Raw genomic sequence first — 15695 nt, forward strand, 5'->3', positions numbered from 1 at the left:
CGGCGGATCAGTTCGGTGCGTGTTGCAGGCGGTGCCGGCGCCGGGTCTTGGCGAGGTAGAGCCGTCGGTCCGCGGCGTCGAGGAACGCGTCGGCCGCGGTGTGCGCCACCGGCGCGAGCACGGCGCCGACGCTGAGGGACAGGACGATCCGGTGGTCGTCGATGACGACCGGGACGGCGAGCGCGGACCGCAGGGTGGCGGCGGTGGCCGCGAGCCGGTCGTCATCGACCGGCGGCGGCAGGAAGACCACGAACTCGTCACCGCCGAGCCGGGCCAGGGTGCAGTCGTGACGGCGCAGGTGTCGGCGGAGCCGGGCGCCGACCGCGCGCAGTACCTCGTCGCCGACCCGATGACCGTAGGTGTCGTTGACCTGTTTGAAGTCGTCGAGGTCGGCGAAACACAGTCCCGCGCAAGCGTTGTCGGTCGCCGAATCCGCGGCCGCGTGCAGCAGTTCGAGCAGTTGCCGCCGGTTGGGCAGGCCGGTGAGCGGGTCGTGGCGGGCCTGCCAGCGCAGTTCGTCCTGCAGCAGGCGGCGCTCGGTGATGTCCTCGCCGACAGCCAGCAGATAGTCGTCCTGCCCGTCACCGCCGGGCACGTAGGTGACCGTGAACGCGGCCCATCGCGTGTCCCCGGCGGGCGCGAGGCCCCGGCCCTCGATCCGCACCGATCCTTTTCGCGCCGCGACGAGCTCACCGAACACACGCGCATGGATGTCGGCGAGATCGGCCGGATGCGCGAATTGATCCACCGGCATCCCCCGCAGCGTCTCGACCGGCGCACCGAGCATGGCCGCCAGACACTGGTTGGCGTCGATCAGCACACCGCGGGTGTCGGCGATGCCGATGGCGACCGCGGTGTTGTCGAACACGACCCGGAACCGGTCGGCGGCCGCCCGATCCGCCTCCGTGGCACCGGCGCTGTCCGGCGGCGCTGCCGCTCGCGCCTGCTGGTATCCCTGCGCCAGCGCGGCGAGGACACCCGCGGCCCGCGCAGCCGCGTCGCGACGACCGGTTGCGGCGGCGAGCCGCGCGAGCAGAGGTGCGGACAGCACGGGAACCGCGGGATCCCACGGCAGCGCCCGGGCCAGAGCGCGGCCCACACCGGCACCGGCGGAGCTGTCGAACGGGTCGGCGTCCACCGCCTCGGCGAACTCGTCGACCAAGCGGCCCAACACCATCGGCAGCTGCGGCCGCGCGGCCGCTCCGACAACGCCCAGGGCGTCGTGCCACTGGGCAACCCATTCCGAACGTCGCTGTTCGTCCACCGCTGATATCCCGCTCCTCATCCCCGCCAGAAGGGCCATAGACGGGCTCGTGCAGACACACACGATAAACGCTGGTGGCGCGCCCGGCGGAACTTCGGTGAACGGGCGCCGAGGTCGGTCGCGATCGAGGGGATCGAAACGTTCCATCCCGGAGGCGAATTCACCGATGCCTCCGGGGCCCCGCACGACTCCGCGGCTGATCACACGCGGGAGCGATGAGTTCGCGGGTTCTCTCGGATCAGTACTGGTGACACCGATTCACTGAAGGAGCCAGGATGACCAGGACTGTCATGGTGCGGTATCGGACGCATGCGTCGGCCGCGGAGGAGAACCAGCGGCTGATCGAAAATGTCTTCGCCCAGCTGCATCGGGAACGACCAGCGGGGTTGCGCTATACGGTATACCGGCTGGATGACGACGCGGGTTTCGTCCACGTCGCCGCCGAGGAGCCCGACGGTGCGTCTTTGACCGCGTCGACGGCCTTCGCGGAGTTTCAGCGCGATATCCGTTCCCGGGTGCCGGAAGCGCCACGGTCGGCGCGCGCCACTGTGGTCGGCACTTACCCGGCCCCCGCCGCCGGACATGCGGCGGTGGTCGCGGTGGCGTTCGTCGAGGCGTTCGGCAAACGTGACATGTCCGCGGTGTCGGCGTTGTTGGCCGATGACGTGGTGTTCGAGAGCCCGCGGGTGCGCATCACCAACGCGACGGACGTGCTGGCCGCCATCACAGATTTCGCCCAGGCGGTGACCGGAGTCGACATCATCGACGCCTTCGGTGACGACGAGCGCGCCGTGGTCGTCTACGACATGCACACCGGGCCGTTCGGAACGCTGCGCACCGTGGACCATGTGGTCGTCCGGCACGGTCGAATCGCTTCGGACACCGTCATTTTCGATACTCGTCGGATCCTCGCATGACGCACCCGGTCGAGTCCGCCGCCCAGCAGTTCCGTGGCGAGTTGTTCACCTACTGCTACCGGATGCTCGGTTCGCCCCACGACGCGGAGGACGCGATTCAGGAGGTCTATCTGCTGGCGTGGCGCGGATACGGCGATTTCGAGGGCCGTGCGTCGCTGCGGACCTGGCTCTACCGCATCGCGACCAGGGTCTGCCTCAAAGCGATCGACCGCCGTGGTCGTCGCGCGCTGCCCTCGGGACTGGGCGGGCCGGGTGACCCGGGCGAGCCGGTGCGGCCACGCTTGCGTGAAGTGTCCTGGGTCGAGCCGGTACCCGACACCGCACTTGATCCGGCGGCGACGATCGAGTCGAGGCACGCGACCCGGTTGGCCTTCATCGCCGCCCTGCAACACCTGTCCGGACGACAGCGGGCCATCCTCATCCTGCGTGACGTACTGATGTTCCCGGCCGCCGAGGTCGCCACCCTGCTGGCCACCACGACCCCCGCGGTGAACAGTGCCTTGCAGCGCGCACGGACCCAGTTGGCCGCACTCGCCACGACCGGATACAACCTGTCCGAACCAACAGATCCGCAGCGGCGCGAAGTACTCGACCGGTATGCCGCCGCGTTCGAGAATGCCGATATCGCCGAGTTGGTGCGCGTGCTCACCGAGGACGCGGTGCTGGAAATGCCCCCTGTGCCCACCTGGTTCCGGGGTCGCGACCAGGTCGGGGAATTCCTGCGCTCCCGGTTGACCACACCCGGCGCCGTCCGGCTGGTGCCGACCGCTGCCAACGCCCAGCCCGCGTTCGGTGTGTACCTGCACGGTCACGGCGGCGTCCATCACCCGCACGCCGTGCAGCTTCTCACCCTCACCGAATCGGGCATCGCCCGCATCGACATGATCCACGACCCCACCCTCTTCCCACTTTTCGACCTTCCGGATCTCATTCAGAAAGCAGAACGATGAAACTTCTCACCGGGGTCACCGGTTCCGCGGGCTCGATCGTGGTCCGTGAATTCGCGGCCCAACAGGTTCCGGTCCGAGTACTCGTCCGCGACCGCGGCAAAGGACAGTGGCTCGACGACCTCCCCACCGTCGAGGTCGTATACGGCGACATGCTCCGGCCGGACACACTCACCGCGGCGCTCGCCGATATCGACCGTGTTCTGATGATCTCCTCACCCCGGCAGCAGATGGTCGAGACCCAGTGCCGGTTCATCGACGCCGCGAAGGCCGCGGGCGTCGGGCACATCGTCAAGTTCAGCGGCAAGGAATCGGGAACGACGTTCGACCCGAATCGTTTTCGCGGCACCCGCTGGCACCTGGAGATCGAGCGATATCTCGAGGCGTCGGGCGTGGCCTGGACCCATCTGCGGCCGAGCCAGTTCATGCAGTTCTACCTGCCCGGCACGCTGACCGGCGTGGACAGCCGACGGCGAGAGCTGGTCATGCCCATCGGAGACAGTCGCCTGGCGCCGGTCGACATCACCGACATCGCCAAGGTCGCCGTCGCGATGATGCGAGCAGACGGCATCGAGGGCAGGGCTTTCGACATGACCGGCCCCGAAGCGCTCACGATGGCGGAAATCGCGGCCCGGATCACCGCGGCCACCGGTCGCCGGTACCGCTACACGGCGGTAACCCTCGAGCAGAAGCGAGCCCTGCACCAAGCCGAAGGACTCCCGCCCGAGGTGCTCGACCTCCTCGACGAGATCTATCGCGGCCGCGCGGAATCCCCCGAGTCGCGGGTGGTCCTCGACACCCACCGCGAATTCGGTGTCGAGCCGACCAGTTTCGCCGCGTTCGCCCGCCGCCACGCTGCCGCCTTCACCGACACCACGGCGGGAGATCCCGTGCGAAGGCCACCGACGCCGGCGATCGGTTAGTCCTCCCCGCCGGTTTCGACGCGCGGATCGGAGAAGACGGTGCCCCCGGCCGCCGCCACGCGGGCGGCGACCGGGTCGTCGACGCGCAGCGCGTAGGTTCCCCGGTCCGGGTCGACGGCGATGAGGCCGTATGCGGTGTCGACGTCGGATGTGGTCAGGTGCAGCGCCCGCAGGGCGTCGGCCAGGGTGGCGCCCGGCGGGAGCTGAATGGTGAGCAGCTGCATGCCCACCACGCTACGCGCGGGTGGACTCCTGCCGCAGGGCTCCGAGAATCCCTGCGGTGTCGGCGATTCCGTATCCGTAGTCGTAGTCGAATTCGGTGCCGCCGTGCCGCAGGGCGGTGCGCCGCACCAGGTCCCGCAACCGCTCCGGCGGGATCACCCCGGCCGGATACCGGGTGCGCACTGCCGCGATCAGCCCGGCGGCGGTCGGGCAGGCGGCCGAGGTGCCGGTGTCGGGCGTATCGGCGCCGAATGCCGTCGACCCGAGGAAGTGGGTGTAGGTGCACACGTCGGGTTTGCGCTCCGCCAGGCGACCGGGCCCCTGCGACGAGTAGCCCACCCGCTGATTGCCGGTGTCGACGCCGCCGACGCTGAGCACACTCGGATGCGAATTGGCCCCGTTGATCGGCCGATCCGGGAAGGCACACCGCCCGTCGGGGCAGTCGCGCCCGCAGTTGCCGGCGGCGAAGAGGATGTCGGCCCCGGCGGCGGCCAGCGTGCCGACGATCGTATTGAACGGATGGCTCGGGTTGTCGGAGTAGTTGCCGGGATCGCCGACCGGGAAGTCGGTGTCCGGTGAGAACACGCCCCAGCTGTTGCTGACCACCAGGGCCCGCGTCGACTCGGGCTGGGCGGTGAGCACCGTGCGCAGGTGCGCGTAGGCGGCCAGCGCATCCGAGAGCAGTCCGTCGGTAGGCGAACCGCCCTGACGGGAACTGCGCAGCACGGGAAGATCGAGCAAGGTGGCCGCGGGCGCGGCGATCATCGCGTCGAAGGCACACATCGTGCCGTGGCCGACGGGAAACTCACCCGCGGTTCCCTTGACGCCCTGCGGGTTCCAACTGCGTCCCGCGTCGACGGTCGGCCGCCCGCGCACCTGCCCGACCTTCGCGGCATTGATGCCGGTATCCACGATCGCGAGCGCCACGCCCGCGCCGTCCAGCCCCGCCGCGGCCAGATCGCCGACACGCAAACGGCTTTCGACATCGTGCCAGGTCCCCACCGCTGCGGAATCGCCGCACGTGACGACCGGTTGAATGGTCGGATCGGCGAAAACACCGACAACGCCCGCCGATCGCCGCACCGCCGCCGCGGCGGCCTCGTCCGCCACCTCGCCCCGCACCACGACCGTATTCCCTTCCGGCTCCGGCGAAGGCACGGCCGAACCGGTCACATCCACACCCGGCGCCACGACGACGGGCCCGTAGTCCCGATCGAGCGCGAACCCGGGCAACTCACCCCCGACCACCTCCGACGCGGTGAGGCGAACAGCGGAATCGGTCTCCGGACGAAACTGAATCACAACACGCATCCCGCCAGTCTGGCGCGCTTCGCACCGATTTGCTCGCCGAACGCTCGCCGTGATCCGCTCCGACGCGACTCGGACAGGTGGCGGCGTCGACACGGCTTCCGGTGCTGGACACGGGTTTCCGCCCGGCCCGCAGGAACCGGGTCAGGCGGCGCGGTGGTGGCTTGCCGGGCGCTGGTGGCCGAATGTCTTCCCCGGAACCCGCGGCGTGGGCCGCGATTCGACGCTGTCGGCGCCGGACGTGCCGGATGGGGTGAGTGCGGCGGCGTGGTCGGGGTGGTCGTCGTCGCGGTGCCGACGGTAGACCAGGTACAGCAGGGCGACGCCGAGCACGACGGGGATGTGGGACACCAGGCGGGCGGCGGTGACGTCGCCGCGGGTCAGGTCGAGCAGCGAGGCGGCCGTGAGAACTCCGACGAAGACGGTCAGCATGGGCAGTTGTCCGGCGGCGGCGCGGGTGCGCAGCGCGGCCCACACCAGTCCGATGCCGATCGCGACGTTCCAGGCCGCGCTCTCGTGGCTCATGTGGCCCATCATGAACGCCTCGTGCCCGTGCCCACCGGCCACGCCGAACAGTTGCGTGAGCGCCAGGACGGTCTGCGCGGCGGCCACGACGCCGAGTGCGACTCGGGCATAAGGATGTTCGCGGCGCGGTGGCAGCCGTGCCATGATGGCGGCGGTCAGGTCCGGAACCTCGGGCGCGGTGTGCAGGATGGTGGCGCGCCGCAGGGCTTCCGCGCGGCGATACCAGTCCTGGCAGGCGGGACAGGCGCTCAGGTGCCGATCGGTGGTGTCGGCGGGGATCGGTTCCTGTTCGCCGTCGATACGCGCGGACAGTGCTGCACGGACCGTTTCGCACTTCATGTCTCTATGGTCGCGCAGGCCGCGGGACAGGTTCCCAGAGCGGGGGGTGAAATTCCACGACGGGCTGTAGTAGCGTGCTGACCGTGCGCGGTGGTGCCTTGGAAGACGAGTTGACCGCGCTTGCTATGGCCGCGGGACGTGGTGATCGGCGGGCGTTCGAGCAGTGGGTGCGGGCCTTGCAGGCCGATGTGTGGCGCTTTCACGCCTACCGGGCGGGCCCGGGCGCTGCCGACGACCTGACGCAGGAGACGTTCGTGCGGGCGTTCGGCAGCCTGCCGCGGTTCGCGGGCCGGTCGACCTCGCGGGCCTGGCTGCTGTCGATCGCACGGCGGGTGGTGGTGGATTCCATCCGGTCCGCCGTCGCGCGGCCGCGGTTGCACGGGGGCGACGACTGGGAGTCGGTCGCCGAACAGCGTGCCGCTCAGCAACGTTCGGGTCGCACGTTCGAGGATATGGTCGAGATTCGCATGCTGCTGGACGGCCTGCATCCCGAGCGGCGCGAGGCGCTGGTGCTGACGCAGGTGCTGGGGTTGTCGTACCAGGAGGCCGCGGACGTGTGCGGGGTGCCGGTGGGCACGGTGCGCTCGCGGATCGCGCGGGCGCGCGAGGATCTGCTGGCCGCGAGCGAGGAGCGCGACGGCGTCGGCTGACCAGCCACACGGCCGGGCGCCGGGAACTTTCTCCGGCGCGGAGCCGACCTGTGTTCGGTGAGGGTCGACGCGAAAGCCGTTCCGGGAGCGCGGCAATGGGTTCTGGCGGGGCTGCTGATCACCGCGATGACGCTGTCGATGCTGCCGTTGTTCCTGGTGGGTGCGCTGGGGCCACGTCTGATCGATGAGTTCGACGGCGCCGCTTCCCTTCTCGGTGCGCTGGTCGCGGCGGGCTTCGCGGTGGCGGCGGTGTTGTCGCTGATCGTGGGGCCGATGGTGGCCGCGCTCGGGGTACGCCGGTGCCTGGTCGCGATGTTCGTGGTGTCGGCGCTGGCGCTGACGCTGTTCGCCGTCGCGCCCGGCTACCCGGTGCTGGTGGCGGCGATCGCGGTGTCCGGTCTGGCGCAGGCGTTGGCGAACCCGACGACCAATCAGCTCATCGCGACGCGCATTTCCGCCGACCGGCGCGGCAGCGTGGCGGGTTGGAAGCAGTCGGGTGTGCAGTTCGGCGCCTTTCTCGCCGGGTTGCCGCTGGCCGCGATCGCGGTGGCGACCACGTGGCGCGTCGCGGTCGGCGCCGCGGCGGCCGGCGCGGCGGTCGCGGCCGCGCTGGCGCTGGCGGTCACGAAAGATGCTGCGCCGCCGCGTGTTCCCCGCGTCGAGGTGGCGACTTCGGCCGGTGACGCGGGCTGGATGTGCGGCTTCTCGGTGCTGCTCGGCGCGGGTATCTCCGCGATCAACACCTATATCGCCTTGTACGCGGCAGACGAACTGTCGCTGTCGGCGACGACCGCGAGCATGCTGGTAGCGGTGCTCGGCGTCGCGGGCATCACCGGCCGCGTGGGCTGGACGAGGTGGGCGTCGAAGCTGCGCTGCTCCGGTGTCGTGCTGGGGCCGTTGGCTTTCGGTGCCGCCATCGCCACGCTGGCCATCCTGGCCGCGGCCGCGGGTGGGGCGTGGTTGGCGTGGGCGGGTGTGCTCGGCATCGGCGGCTGCGCGGTGGCGGCGAACGCGGTGTCGATGATGACGGTGATCGCCACCGCGGCTCCCGAGCACGTCGGCCGGGATTCGGCGGTGGTGTCGGCGGGTTTCTTCGCCGGGTTCGTGGTCGGCCCGCCGCTGTTCGGAGTGCTCGCCGCATCCGGACGCCACCGGTACGGCCCGGCGTGGACGCTGGTGGCCGCGGAATTCCTGGCCGCCGCCGTCGTGGCCTGGTGGTGGCAGCGGCGGGCGGCGCGATGACCGCACGACATGTCCCTCCCGATGCGCCGGTGGTCAATTCCGCAGTGCCGCGGTGATTTTCGCGGCCGCGTCGCGGTAGACCGTACGCAGGTCATCGTCGTGGGTGGGGTAGTTGGTGAGCGTGATCTGGGTGGCCGGGATGCCGGGCAGGACCGTGCCGGTATCCATCTGCTCGTTGGCCAGCACGTACTGCGGGTGGAGGGCGGACAGGGCCGCGACCTGTCTGGCGGTGACGGGTTCGGGGCCGTAGGTGCCGAGGACCTCCGCGCCGGACAGTTCGGCGGCGAAACCGGTGAATGCCTGGGTGAGGACCTTCGGGGCTCGGCCGTCGCGCCATGCCGCTCGCACTTCCTCTGCCAGCCTGTCGTATTCGCCGCCGAAGTCGTGCAGCCAGGTGTCGGCGGCGGCGCGGGTGCCGAACAGGTCACCGAGACGCTGCACCTCCGCCACGACGGCGGCGCGGCTGTTGTCCAGGTTCACCGCGACGGTTCTCGCCGCCGAGCCCGCGGCCTCGGTGATCTTGCCCGCGAAGCCCTCGAACCGGGCGTAGAGCACGAAGTCCGCTTCGGTCACCGCGGCGAGATCCGACGGCTTCGGGTCGTAGTCCGGAGCGTGTTTGATCGACGACGGCACGATCACGGTGACGTCGGTGGCTCCGGCGGCTCTGGCGAAGGCCGCTTCCCAGCTGGTGGTCGCGACCACGCGCGGGCCGTCGTGCTCGGCGTGGTCGTGGTCGCCGGTGCCGCAACCGGCCGCCGCGAGAGCGGCCGCGATCAGTGCCACGGCACCGGATCGGCAGCGGCCGAAGCTGTTTCGCGCGAGAAGGGCCATCGTCGTTTTCTCCCATCGGGTAACACATGAACAGCGAGGGCGACCGCGCCCGCCGACAACACCAGCACCGGGCCCGGCGGCAGGTCGCAGGCCACCGCCAGTACGAACCCGGCGACATTCACCACCAGCCCGACGGCCACCGCGGCGGCCACCATGCCCGGCAGCGAATTCGCCAGCCGCCGCGCCGCGAGCGCGGGCAGCAGCGTCAACGCGTCCACCAGCAGCGCACCGGTCAGCCGAATCCCGGCCGCGACCGAGACCGCCACCAGCACAAGCAGAACGAGGGTGAGCCGATCGACGCGTACGCCCGAGCACGCTGCCAGCTCCCGGTCGTACAGCAGCAGTCCCAGCTGCCGCCGCCGTGCCCAGAACAGCAGCGGCACCAGCACGGCGAGCACGCCGAGCACCACGACGTCACGGGTGCGGGTGGCCAGGATGGAGCCCCACAGCAGTTCGAACGCACTATTGGCATTGACTCCGGCGATCGACAGCACCAGCAGCGCACCCGCGATCGCCAGACTCATCAAAAGGCCCATGGCACCGGACAATCCGGCGGGGCTGCGCGCCATCGGCGTCAACGCCGCACCCGAGGTCCCGCACGCCACCAGCGCGCACAGCAGCGGGTCGAGTCCGATCAGCATGCCCACCGCGATGCCCAGCAGCGCGACGTGCATCATCGCGAACCGCACCGGCATGATGTCCAGGCCGATGATCACCACACCCACGATCGGCAGTCCCACCGCACCCAGCACCAGCGCGACCAGTGCCCGCTGCACCGAGGCCAGCTGCCACAGATCCACGAAGCTCGCGGCAGCGTTCACGCGATTTCCCCTGCGGCGGCGGGTATTCGGCGTAGCCGTCCGTCGGCCATCTCCAGCACGCGATCGCACCGGGCGGCCAGTGCCCGATCGTGGGTGACCACCAGCAGCGTCACCGGCAGCTCGGTCAGCAACGCACCCGCTTCCTCCTGTCCGGCGAAATCCAACGCGGCTGTCGGTTCATCGGCGAGCAGCGCCCCGGCACCGGCCGCCACACAGCCCAGGGCGCGCGCGAGATACATCCGCTGCAATTGCCCACCCGACAACGTGTGCAGGGGCCGGGCGATCAGATCCGCGACCCCGAGCCGCCGCGCGGCCGCCGCGGCCGCGTCGAAAGCGCCACTGCTGGTGAGTAGTTCACGGCCCGGCAGCGGAAACCGGCCGGGCGCTTGCCGCTGCGGAATCCAGGTCACCGCGCGTCTGCGCCGATCCCAGTCGGCCGCGCCGCGTGCCACCACACCGTCGACGGCGATCAACCCCGCCGTCACCGGATGCAGCCCGAGTACCGCCCGCAGCAACGTCGTCTTCCCGGAGCCGTTGGTACCGGTCACCGCGACCCGCTCCCCCGCCGCGACCGTCAGGTCTACTCCGCGCACCACCGCCCGGCGGCCGTGCGCACACCACACGTCCGCGCATTCGATCCTCGAACCCTCACGCACCGTCACTCCACTCGTCTCACCGACACTGTCGGCCGCCCGGCACCGGAAGTTCCCGAACTTTTCGAATCCCGGATGACGTTCACGCGCAGACGTATCGGCTACGGCTCACCGAGCAGCACCGTCATGACGGCTCGGACGGTGCCGAAGGGCAGATCGGTGGATCACCGGCGGACGGCCGGGGGTCGTGCAGGTATCGGCGGGTCAGGCGGCGGGCGGTGGCGCTGATGTGGAACTCGTCGGCACCGTCGAGGATGCGGGCGGCGCGGGCGATCCGCAGCAGGCGCGGGAGTCCGGTTGCGGCGGTGAGTCCTTCGGCGCCGTAGATCTGGATGGCACTGTCGACGGCGGTACCCAGGGCGCGGGCGGCGGCGACCTTGGCCATGCTCACCTCGATCTGCGCGGGCAACTCGGCCGCGACCAGCTCCGCGGCCCGGACGGTGAGCAGGCGGGCGGAGCGCACCGCGAGTTCGGCCTCGAACAGGTGTTGTTGCGCCAGTTGCCGATCCGCGAGCACCCCGCCGCCGAGCGGACGGGCGGCCGCGCGGGCGGCGAGTTGTTCGACAGCGCGTTGGGCCTGCCCGATCCAGCGCAGCGCACGCAGTGTCCGGCCGAGTGCCAAACGTTCGCCCGCGAACGTGGATCCCGCGCCCACGGCACCGACCAGGTGTGTCGCGGGCACGAACACGTTGTCGAAGGCGATCTCCGATTGCCCGCCCGCGCCCAGGACGTCGAGTTCCCGCACCACCCGGTATCCGGGAGTGTCGGTGGGCACCACCAGCATCGACAACGCTTCTCGCACCGGCCCGTCGCTGGTCCGCACCACGACGACGACGAAATCGGCGCGGGCCGCGCCGGTGGTGAACCACTTGCGGCCGGTGAGACGCCACCCGTCGCCCGCGGCGACCGCGCGGGTCCGTAGTCCGGCGGGGTCCGATCCGGCGACGCCGGGCTCGGTCATGGCGTAGGCGGCCCGGCGCTTCCCGGAGACCAGGTCCGGCAGCAGGCCGTCGCGCAGCGCGGGATGGGCGTGGGCGGCGAGCATGCGCACGGTCAGCAGCGCGGACGAGCCCAGCGCGTCCGGGCCGTGGTCGCTGCGGCCCTCGTCTTCGGCGAGAGCGAGATACTCCGCGAGCGGCAGACCGCCACCGCCGTACTCGGACGGGAGTGGCAGTGCCCACACCCCCGCCGTCGTCGCCTGCCGCCGCAGCCGCTCCCAGGCCGCGGCGGCACCGGCGTCGAGCGCGTCCTCGGCCGGAATGACCTGGTGGGCAACGAAATCGCGCACCCGTCTCCGCAACGTCGCGAACGGGTCTGGGCCGGAATGTCTTTCGTCACGCATGCCCCGATCACACCATCACCCGACCTTTCCGTTGCCCACTCCCCAATCTGGCCATTCCACAGCCTTTTTCGTTGCCCACGCCCAATCTCGCCGATACCCGGCCTTTTCGTTGCCCATGCTCTGATCTCGCCGATGCCCGGCCTCGTTGCCCATGCTCCGATCTCGCCGATGCCCGGCCTCTTTCGTTGCCCATGCTCCGATCTCACCGATGCCCGGAACTCGGAGGGCACTGCGGCCGACCTATTCGGCGATGAACCGGACTTCGGTGGAAGGCGAACCATGACGACGCAGACATCCGTACCCGCCTCGGCGGTCGCTCTGTTACCCGCCGGAACGACCGCCACCGTCACCGGATCCGGCGCCACCGCCCAGGTCCTGCGCGAGCATCTGCGCGCGATCGGCGCGACGCTCACGGGCAGCGACGAGTCGGGGACGGATGATTCGGCCGCGGCGACCGTGGCGCTGTCACTCGGCGACGGCCGCCGCCGCGCGGCCACCGTCGGATGGGCGGGCCCGGTCGCCGATCCCGACCTCGCCGATGAGACCACCGTGCAGGCGATCTGCGGGGTGATGCACGTCAACGGCCGCCGCAGCGGGTACCCACGCGGGCTGGAGGTGGACTACTGCGCCACCGCGGCGGGCGTGCTCGCGGCCACCGGCCTGCTGGCGAGCCTGCTCCTGCCCGCGGAGCGACTCCGCGTGGACACGAGTGTGGCCGAGGCCGCGCTGCTGGCGGTCTCCCAGTATCTGGCCGCGGCGGGCGCCGACGACCCGGAGGCGGTGGACCCGGCGCCGGGCGGCCCGCCGTTCGTCAGCCTCGACGGTGTCCGGTTCGAAATCGAGTCGCTGCAACCGGAACCGTGGGCGGCGTTCTGGTCCGCGCTCGACGCCGAACCCCGCGCACTACGGAAAGGGTGGCGGCCCTTCCAATTCCGTTACGCCACCGCCACCGCACCCGTGCCGCAGGCGCTGCACGACGCCACCCGGGGCCGCATGTTCGCCGATATCACGCGCATCGCCGCACGATCCGGCGTCTCGGTGTGCCGGTTGTATCGCGGCGACGAGCCGGGCGCCCCGGCGCCGGATTGCCTCCCCGCCCCCTGGTCGCTCGTTCCGCAGCCGACGAAGGTTGCGAGGCAAAGGTATTCGGCACCGATGGCGATGCAACGGTATTCGGCACCGATGGCGTCGAGCCCGTTGTCCGGAATCCGGGTGCTCGAGGCCGGGCGGCGCGTGCAGGCACCGCTGGCCGCGCACCTGCTGCGGCTGCTCGGCGCGCACGTCACCCGGGTCGAACCGCCGGGCGGCGACCCGCTGCGGCAGATGCCGCCCTGCAGCGGCGACCTCTCGTCGCGGTGGCTGGCGCTCAACCGGGACAAGGCCGCCGCCGAATTCGATATCAAATCTCCCGGCGACCGCGCCCGGCTGCGCGCCTCGGCCGCGGAAGCCGATGTCTTCCTGCACAACTGGGCGCCGGGGAAGGCCGAGGAGTTCGGCCTCGCCGCCGCCGATCTGCCGTCCGGACTGGTCTACACCTATACCTCCGGCTGGTCCGGGCTCGACCTGCCCGATCTGCCGCCGGGCACCGATTTCATGGTGCAGGCGCGCAGCGGCCTCGCCGACCTCGTCGGCCCGCCCGACACCCCGCCCGCTCCGTCGCTGATGACCCTGCTCGACGTGCTCGGCGGTGTCCTCGGTGCCGAAGCGACCGTCCTCGGCCTGCTGCACCGCGACCGCACCGGTGCCGGCGCCGCGGTGGAAAGCAGCCTGCTCAGCGCCTCGAACACGCTACGGCGGCACGGCCGCACGACCAGTCGGCGCGGCACCCGGCAACCGTTCCGGCTCGATGGCCGCTGGGTCGCCGTCGGCTCCTCCGGCACCCCGGTTCCGGTCACCGGCGACCTCGCCGATCTACCCACCGACGCCCGCTTCGCGACCGTACTCGGCCGCGACACCTTCGGCTGCCCCGCCCTGACCACACCGTGGAGACTGTCGTGACCCTCGTCGAAAACACCAGCCGCTACACCGATCTCGTCCCCGCCGAGTTACGCGGCGCCTGGTCCGCCGCCGGCCACTATCCCGGCAGTGACATCTACACCCTGTTCGCCCGGCACGTGGCCCGGCACCCGGACAAGCCCGCCGTCGTCGACGCCGACGGTACCGTCACCTATGCCGAACTCGACGATCTGACCGTCCGGCTCGCCGCCGGGCTGTCGCGCCTCGGGATCGGCGCCGAAGACGTTGTCGCCGTGCAGCTTCCGAACTCCCGGCTGGCGTGCGCGGCCGATCTCGCCGTCGCCGCGCTCGGCGCGATCGTGCTGCCGTTCCCGGTCGGCCGCGGCACCCGCGAGGCCGCCACGCTGCTGCGCCGCTCGGAGGCCGTCGCCGTGATCGCCCTCGCCGAGCACAACGGGCAGCACAGCGCCCGCCTGATCCGCGAGATGGCCGCCGACCTGCCCGCCCTGCGCGCGGTGATCGGCGTCGGCCGCCACAGCTGCCGCGGCTGCGTGCCCATCCACGCGCTGCTCGCCCCCGATGCCGGAGACTTCCGGCCGCACCGGCCGGATGCGGACGGGCCCGCCCGGATCCTGGTCACCTCCGGGTCGGAGGCCGAACCGAAAATGGTGCTGTACTCCCACAACGCCCTGACCGGCGGCCGCGGCGCCATGCTCGCCGCCCTGCACGACGACGACCCGGCCACCATGCGCAACCTGTTCCTCGTCCCGCTCGCCTCGGCCTTCGGATCCAGCGGCACCGCGGTCACCCTCGCCGCCTTCGGCGCCACCCTCGTCCTGCAACCGCGATTCGATCCCACCGCCACCCTCGCGATGGTCGAAAAGACCCGTCCCACCCACCTGCTGGGCGTGCCCACCATGCTGCGACTACTGCTCGATCACCCCGCTGCCGCGGCCACCGATCCGAGCGGACTGCGCGCGATCGTGCTGGGCGGCTCACCTCTGGACAGCGAGACCGCACGCCGGGGACGCGACCTGTTCCGATGCCCGGTCATCAATCTCTACGGCTCCGCCGACGGCGTCTCCAGCCACCCCGCCCTCGATGATCCCGCCGACCGTGCGACCACCGCGGGCCGCCCCGATCCCGCCGTGGCCGAAATCCGCGTGGTCGACAGTGAATTCCGTGCGCTTCCGCCCGGGCAGGTCGGTGAGATCATCGCCCGCGGTCCCATGTCGCCGATGTGCTACGTCGGTGCTGCCGAACTCGACACCGCGCTGCGCACGCCCGGCGGCTGGACCCGCACCGGCGACCTCGGCCGCTTCGACACCGACGGATATCTCACCGTCGTCGGCCGCAGCAAGGACGTCATCATCCGCGGCGGCCTCAATATCAGCCCGGCCGAGGTGGAGGCCGTGCTCCTCGCCCACCCCGCCGTCACCGACGTCGCCTGCGTTCCGATTCCCGACCCGCTCTACGGGGAACGGTTGTGCGCCTGCCTGGTCGCCACCGAACCACTCACCCTGCACCAGCTCACCGAGCACCTCGTCGGACAAGGACTGGAGCCGCGCAAGTTTCCCGAGCGCCTTCTCCAATTGCCTTCGCTGCCTTTGGGTCCCGCCGGGAAAGTCGACCGCCGGGCGTTGCAGGCACAAGCGCGACAGCGTTCCCGCGAACGCTGACTCGGAACCCGTTGCGGCGCAATTTATCTCGATAACTACGGTTTCCCTTCGGGAAGCAATGCGATCTTTGTCACCT

Annotated in this window: 15 protein-coding genes; 7 read left to right on the plus strand and 8 right to left on the minus strand. The window is 70.9% G+C overall.

Translation table 11 applies throughout. The features are described 5' to 3' along the window. Nucleotides 1-7 precede the first annotated feature (7 nt). Nucleotides 8-1264: a GGDEF domain-containing protein gene (locus tag NWFMUON74_RS18640; protein ID WP_187683148.1), complete on the minus strand. Its 1257-nt coding sequence runs from the start codon at nt 1262-1264 to the stop codon at nt 8-10. Nucleotides 1265-1539: 275 nt separating this feature from the next. On the opposite strand from NWFMUON74_RS18640, the gene NWFMUON74_RS18645 reads away from it, so the two are divergent. The 3 genes from NWFMUON74_RS18645 to NWFMUON74_RS18655 are packed head-to-tail and all read left to right on the plus strand — an operon-like array spanning nt 1540 to nt 4051. Then, nucleotides 1540-2181 (plus strand): nuclear transport factor 2 family protein, encoded by a 642-nt coding sequence (locus tag NWFMUON74_RS18645; protein ID WP_187683149.1) that lies wholly within the window; start codon nt 1540-1542, stop codon nt 2179-2181. Beyond that, on the plus strand, nt 2178-3131 hold the full coding sequence (locus NWFMUON74_RS18650; RefSeq protein ID WP_187683150.1) for an RNA polymerase subunit sigma-70: 954 nt from the start codon (nt 2178-2180) through the stop codon (nt 3129-3131). The genes NWFMUON74_RS18645 and NWFMUON74_RS18650 overlap by 4 nt, the downstream gene beginning before the upstream one ends. Beyond that, nucleotides 3128-4051 (plus strand): SDR family oxidoreductase, encoded by a 924-nt coding sequence (locus tag NWFMUON74_RS18655; RefSeq protein ID WP_187683151.1) that lies wholly within the window; start codon nt 3128-3130, stop codon nt 4049-4051. Before NWFMUON74_RS18650 ends, NWFMUON74_RS18655 begins: the two co-directional genes overlap by 4 nt. Here the strand turns inward: NWFMUON74_RS18655 and NWFMUON74_RS18660 are convergent. From NWFMUON74_RS18660 to NWFMUON74_RS18670, 3 genes are all read right to left on the minus strand, one after another. Beyond that, the gene (locus NWFMUON74_RS18660; RefSeq protein ID WP_187683152.1) at nt 4048-4275 is read right to left on the minus strand and encodes a hypothetical protein; all 228 of its coding nucleotides are present in this window, start codon (nt 4273-4275) and stop codon (nt 4048-4050) included. The genes NWFMUON74_RS18655 and NWFMUON74_RS18660 overlap by 4 nt on opposite strands. Before the next feature lie 10 nt (nt 4276-4285). Further along, complete coding sequence (locus tag NWFMUON74_RS18665; protein ID WP_187683153.1) at nt 4286-5584, minus strand: S8 family serine peptidase; 1299 nt, start codon at nt 5582-5584, stop codon at nt 4286-4288. 141 nt (nt 5585-5725) lie between these two features. After that, nucleotides 5726-6445 (minus strand): zf-HC2 domain-containing protein, encoded by a 720-nt coding sequence (locus NWFMUON74_RS18670; protein ID WP_187683154.1) that lies wholly within the window; start codon nt 6443-6445, stop codon nt 5726-5728. A 125-nt stretch (nt 6446-6570) separates the two neighbouring features. On the opposite strand from NWFMUON74_RS18670, the gene NWFMUON74_RS18675 reads away from it, so the two are divergent. Both NWFMUON74_RS18675 and NWFMUON74_RS18680 read left to right on the plus strand, forming a co-directional pair. Beyond that, complete coding sequence (locus NWFMUON74_RS18675; protein WP_187689259.1) at nt 6571-7095, plus strand: sigma-70 family RNA polymerase sigma factor; 525 nt, start codon at nt 6571-6573, stop codon at nt 7093-7095. 57 nt (nt 7096-7152) lie between these two features. Further along, the gene (locus NWFMUON74_RS18680; RefSeq protein ID WP_197986868.1) at nt 7153-8337 is read left to right on the plus strand and encodes an MFS transporter; all 1185 of its coding nucleotides are present in this window, start codon (nt 7153-7155) and stop codon (nt 8335-8337) included. A 33-nt stretch (nt 8338-8370) separates the two neighbouring features. Here the strand turns inward: NWFMUON74_RS18680 and NWFMUON74_RS18685 are convergent, their stop codons facing one another. The 4 genes from NWFMUON74_RS18685 to NWFMUON74_RS18700 form a co-directional block, all read right to left on the minus strand. Then, nucleotides 8371-9120 carry a metal ABC transporter solute-binding protein, Zn/Mn family gene (locus NWFMUON74_RS18685; protein ID WP_232110428.1) on the minus strand — a complete coding sequence of 250 codons (750 nt, stop codon included), beginning with the start codon at nt 9118-9120 and terminating at the stop codon, nt 8371-8373. Continuing rightward, nucleotides 9111-9989, minus strand: a complete 879-nt coding sequence (locus NWFMUON74_RS18690; protein ID WP_187683156.1) for a metal ABC transporter permease — start codon at nt 9987-9989, stop codon at nt 9111-9113. Before NWFMUON74_RS18690 ends, NWFMUON74_RS18685 begins: the two co-directional genes overlap by 10 nt. Then, on the minus strand, nt 9986-10645 hold the full coding sequence (locus tag NWFMUON74_RS18695; protein ID WP_187683157.1) for an ATP-binding cassette domain-containing protein: 660 nt from the start codon (nt 10643-10645) through the stop codon (nt 9986-9988). The genes NWFMUON74_RS18690 and NWFMUON74_RS18695 overlap by 4 nt, the downstream gene beginning before the upstream one ends. A gap of 121 nt (nt 10646-10766) precedes the next feature. Then, nucleotides 10767-11984: an acyl-CoA dehydrogenase family protein gene (locus NWFMUON74_RS18700; RefSeq protein ID WP_187683158.1), complete on the minus strand. Its 1218-nt coding sequence runs from the start codon at nt 11982-11984 to the stop codon at nt 10767-10769. Between the two features lie 279 nt (nt 11985-12263). Here NWFMUON74_RS18700 and NWFMUON74_RS18705 point away from each other — a divergent pair, with 279 nt between their 5' ends. Continuing rightward, nucleotides 12264-13982: a CoA transferase gene (locus NWFMUON74_RS18705; RefSeq protein WP_187683159.1), complete on the plus strand. Its 1719-nt coding sequence runs from the start codon at nt 12264-12266 to the stop codon at nt 13980-13982. Continuing rightward, nucleotides 13979-15619, plus strand: coding sequence for a class I adenylate-forming enzyme family protein (locus NWFMUON74_RS18710; RefSeq protein ID WP_197986869.1), 1641 nt, complete (start codon nt 13979-13981; stop codon nt 15617-15619). The genes NWFMUON74_RS18705 and NWFMUON74_RS18710 overlap by 4 nt, the downstream gene beginning before the upstream one ends. Nucleotides 15620-15695 lie beyond the last annotated feature (76 nt).

This window comes from Nocardia wallacei (assembly GCF_014466955.1).
Classification (GTDB): domain Bacteria; phylum Actinomycetota; class Actinomycetes; order Mycobacteriales; family Mycobacteriaceae; genus Nocardia; species Nocardia wallacei.

What these genes read in the sequence shown, in the direction of transcription:
- NWFMUON74_RS18645 (WP_187683149.1), top strand. Translation starts at nt 1,540, where the DNA reads ATGACCAGGACTGTCATGGTGCGGTATCGGACGCATGCGTCGGCCGCG.
- NWFMUON74_RS18650 (WP_187683150.1), top strand. Translation starts at nt 2,178, where the DNA reads ATGACGCACCCGGTCGAGTCCGCCGCCCAGCAGTTCCGTGGCGAGTTG.
- NWFMUON74_RS18655 (WP_187683151.1), top strand. Translation starts at nt 3,128, where the DNA reads ATGAAACTTCTCACCGGGGTCACCGGTTCCGCGGGCTCGATCGTGGTC.
- NWFMUON74_RS18660 (WP_187683152.1), bottom strand. Translation starts at nt 4,275, where the DNA reads ATGCAGCTGCTCACCATTCAGCTCCCGCCGGGCGCCACCCTGGCCGAC.
- NWFMUON74_RS18665 (WP_187683153.1), bottom strand. Translation starts at nt 5,584, where the DNA reads ATGCGTGTTGTGATTCAGTTTCGTCCGGAGACCGATTCCGCTGTTCGC.
- NWFMUON74_RS18670 (WP_187683154.1), bottom strand. Translation starts at nt 6,445, where the DNA reads ATGAAGTGCGAAACGGTCCGTGCAGCACTGTCCGCGCGTATCGACGGC.
- NWFMUON74_RS18675 (WP_187689259.1), top strand. Translation starts at nt 6,571, where the DNA reads ATGGCCGCGGGACGTGGTGATCGGCGGGCGTTCGAGCAGTGGGTGCGG.
- NWFMUON74_RS18700 (WP_187683158.1), bottom strand. Translation starts at nt 11,984, where the DNA reads ATGCGTGACGAAAGACATTCCGGCCCAGACCCGTTCGCGACGTTGCGG.
- NWFMUON74_RS18705 (WP_187683159.1), top strand. Translation starts at nt 12,264, where the DNA reads ATGACGACGCAGACATCCGTACCCGCCTCGGCGGTCGCTCTGTTACCC.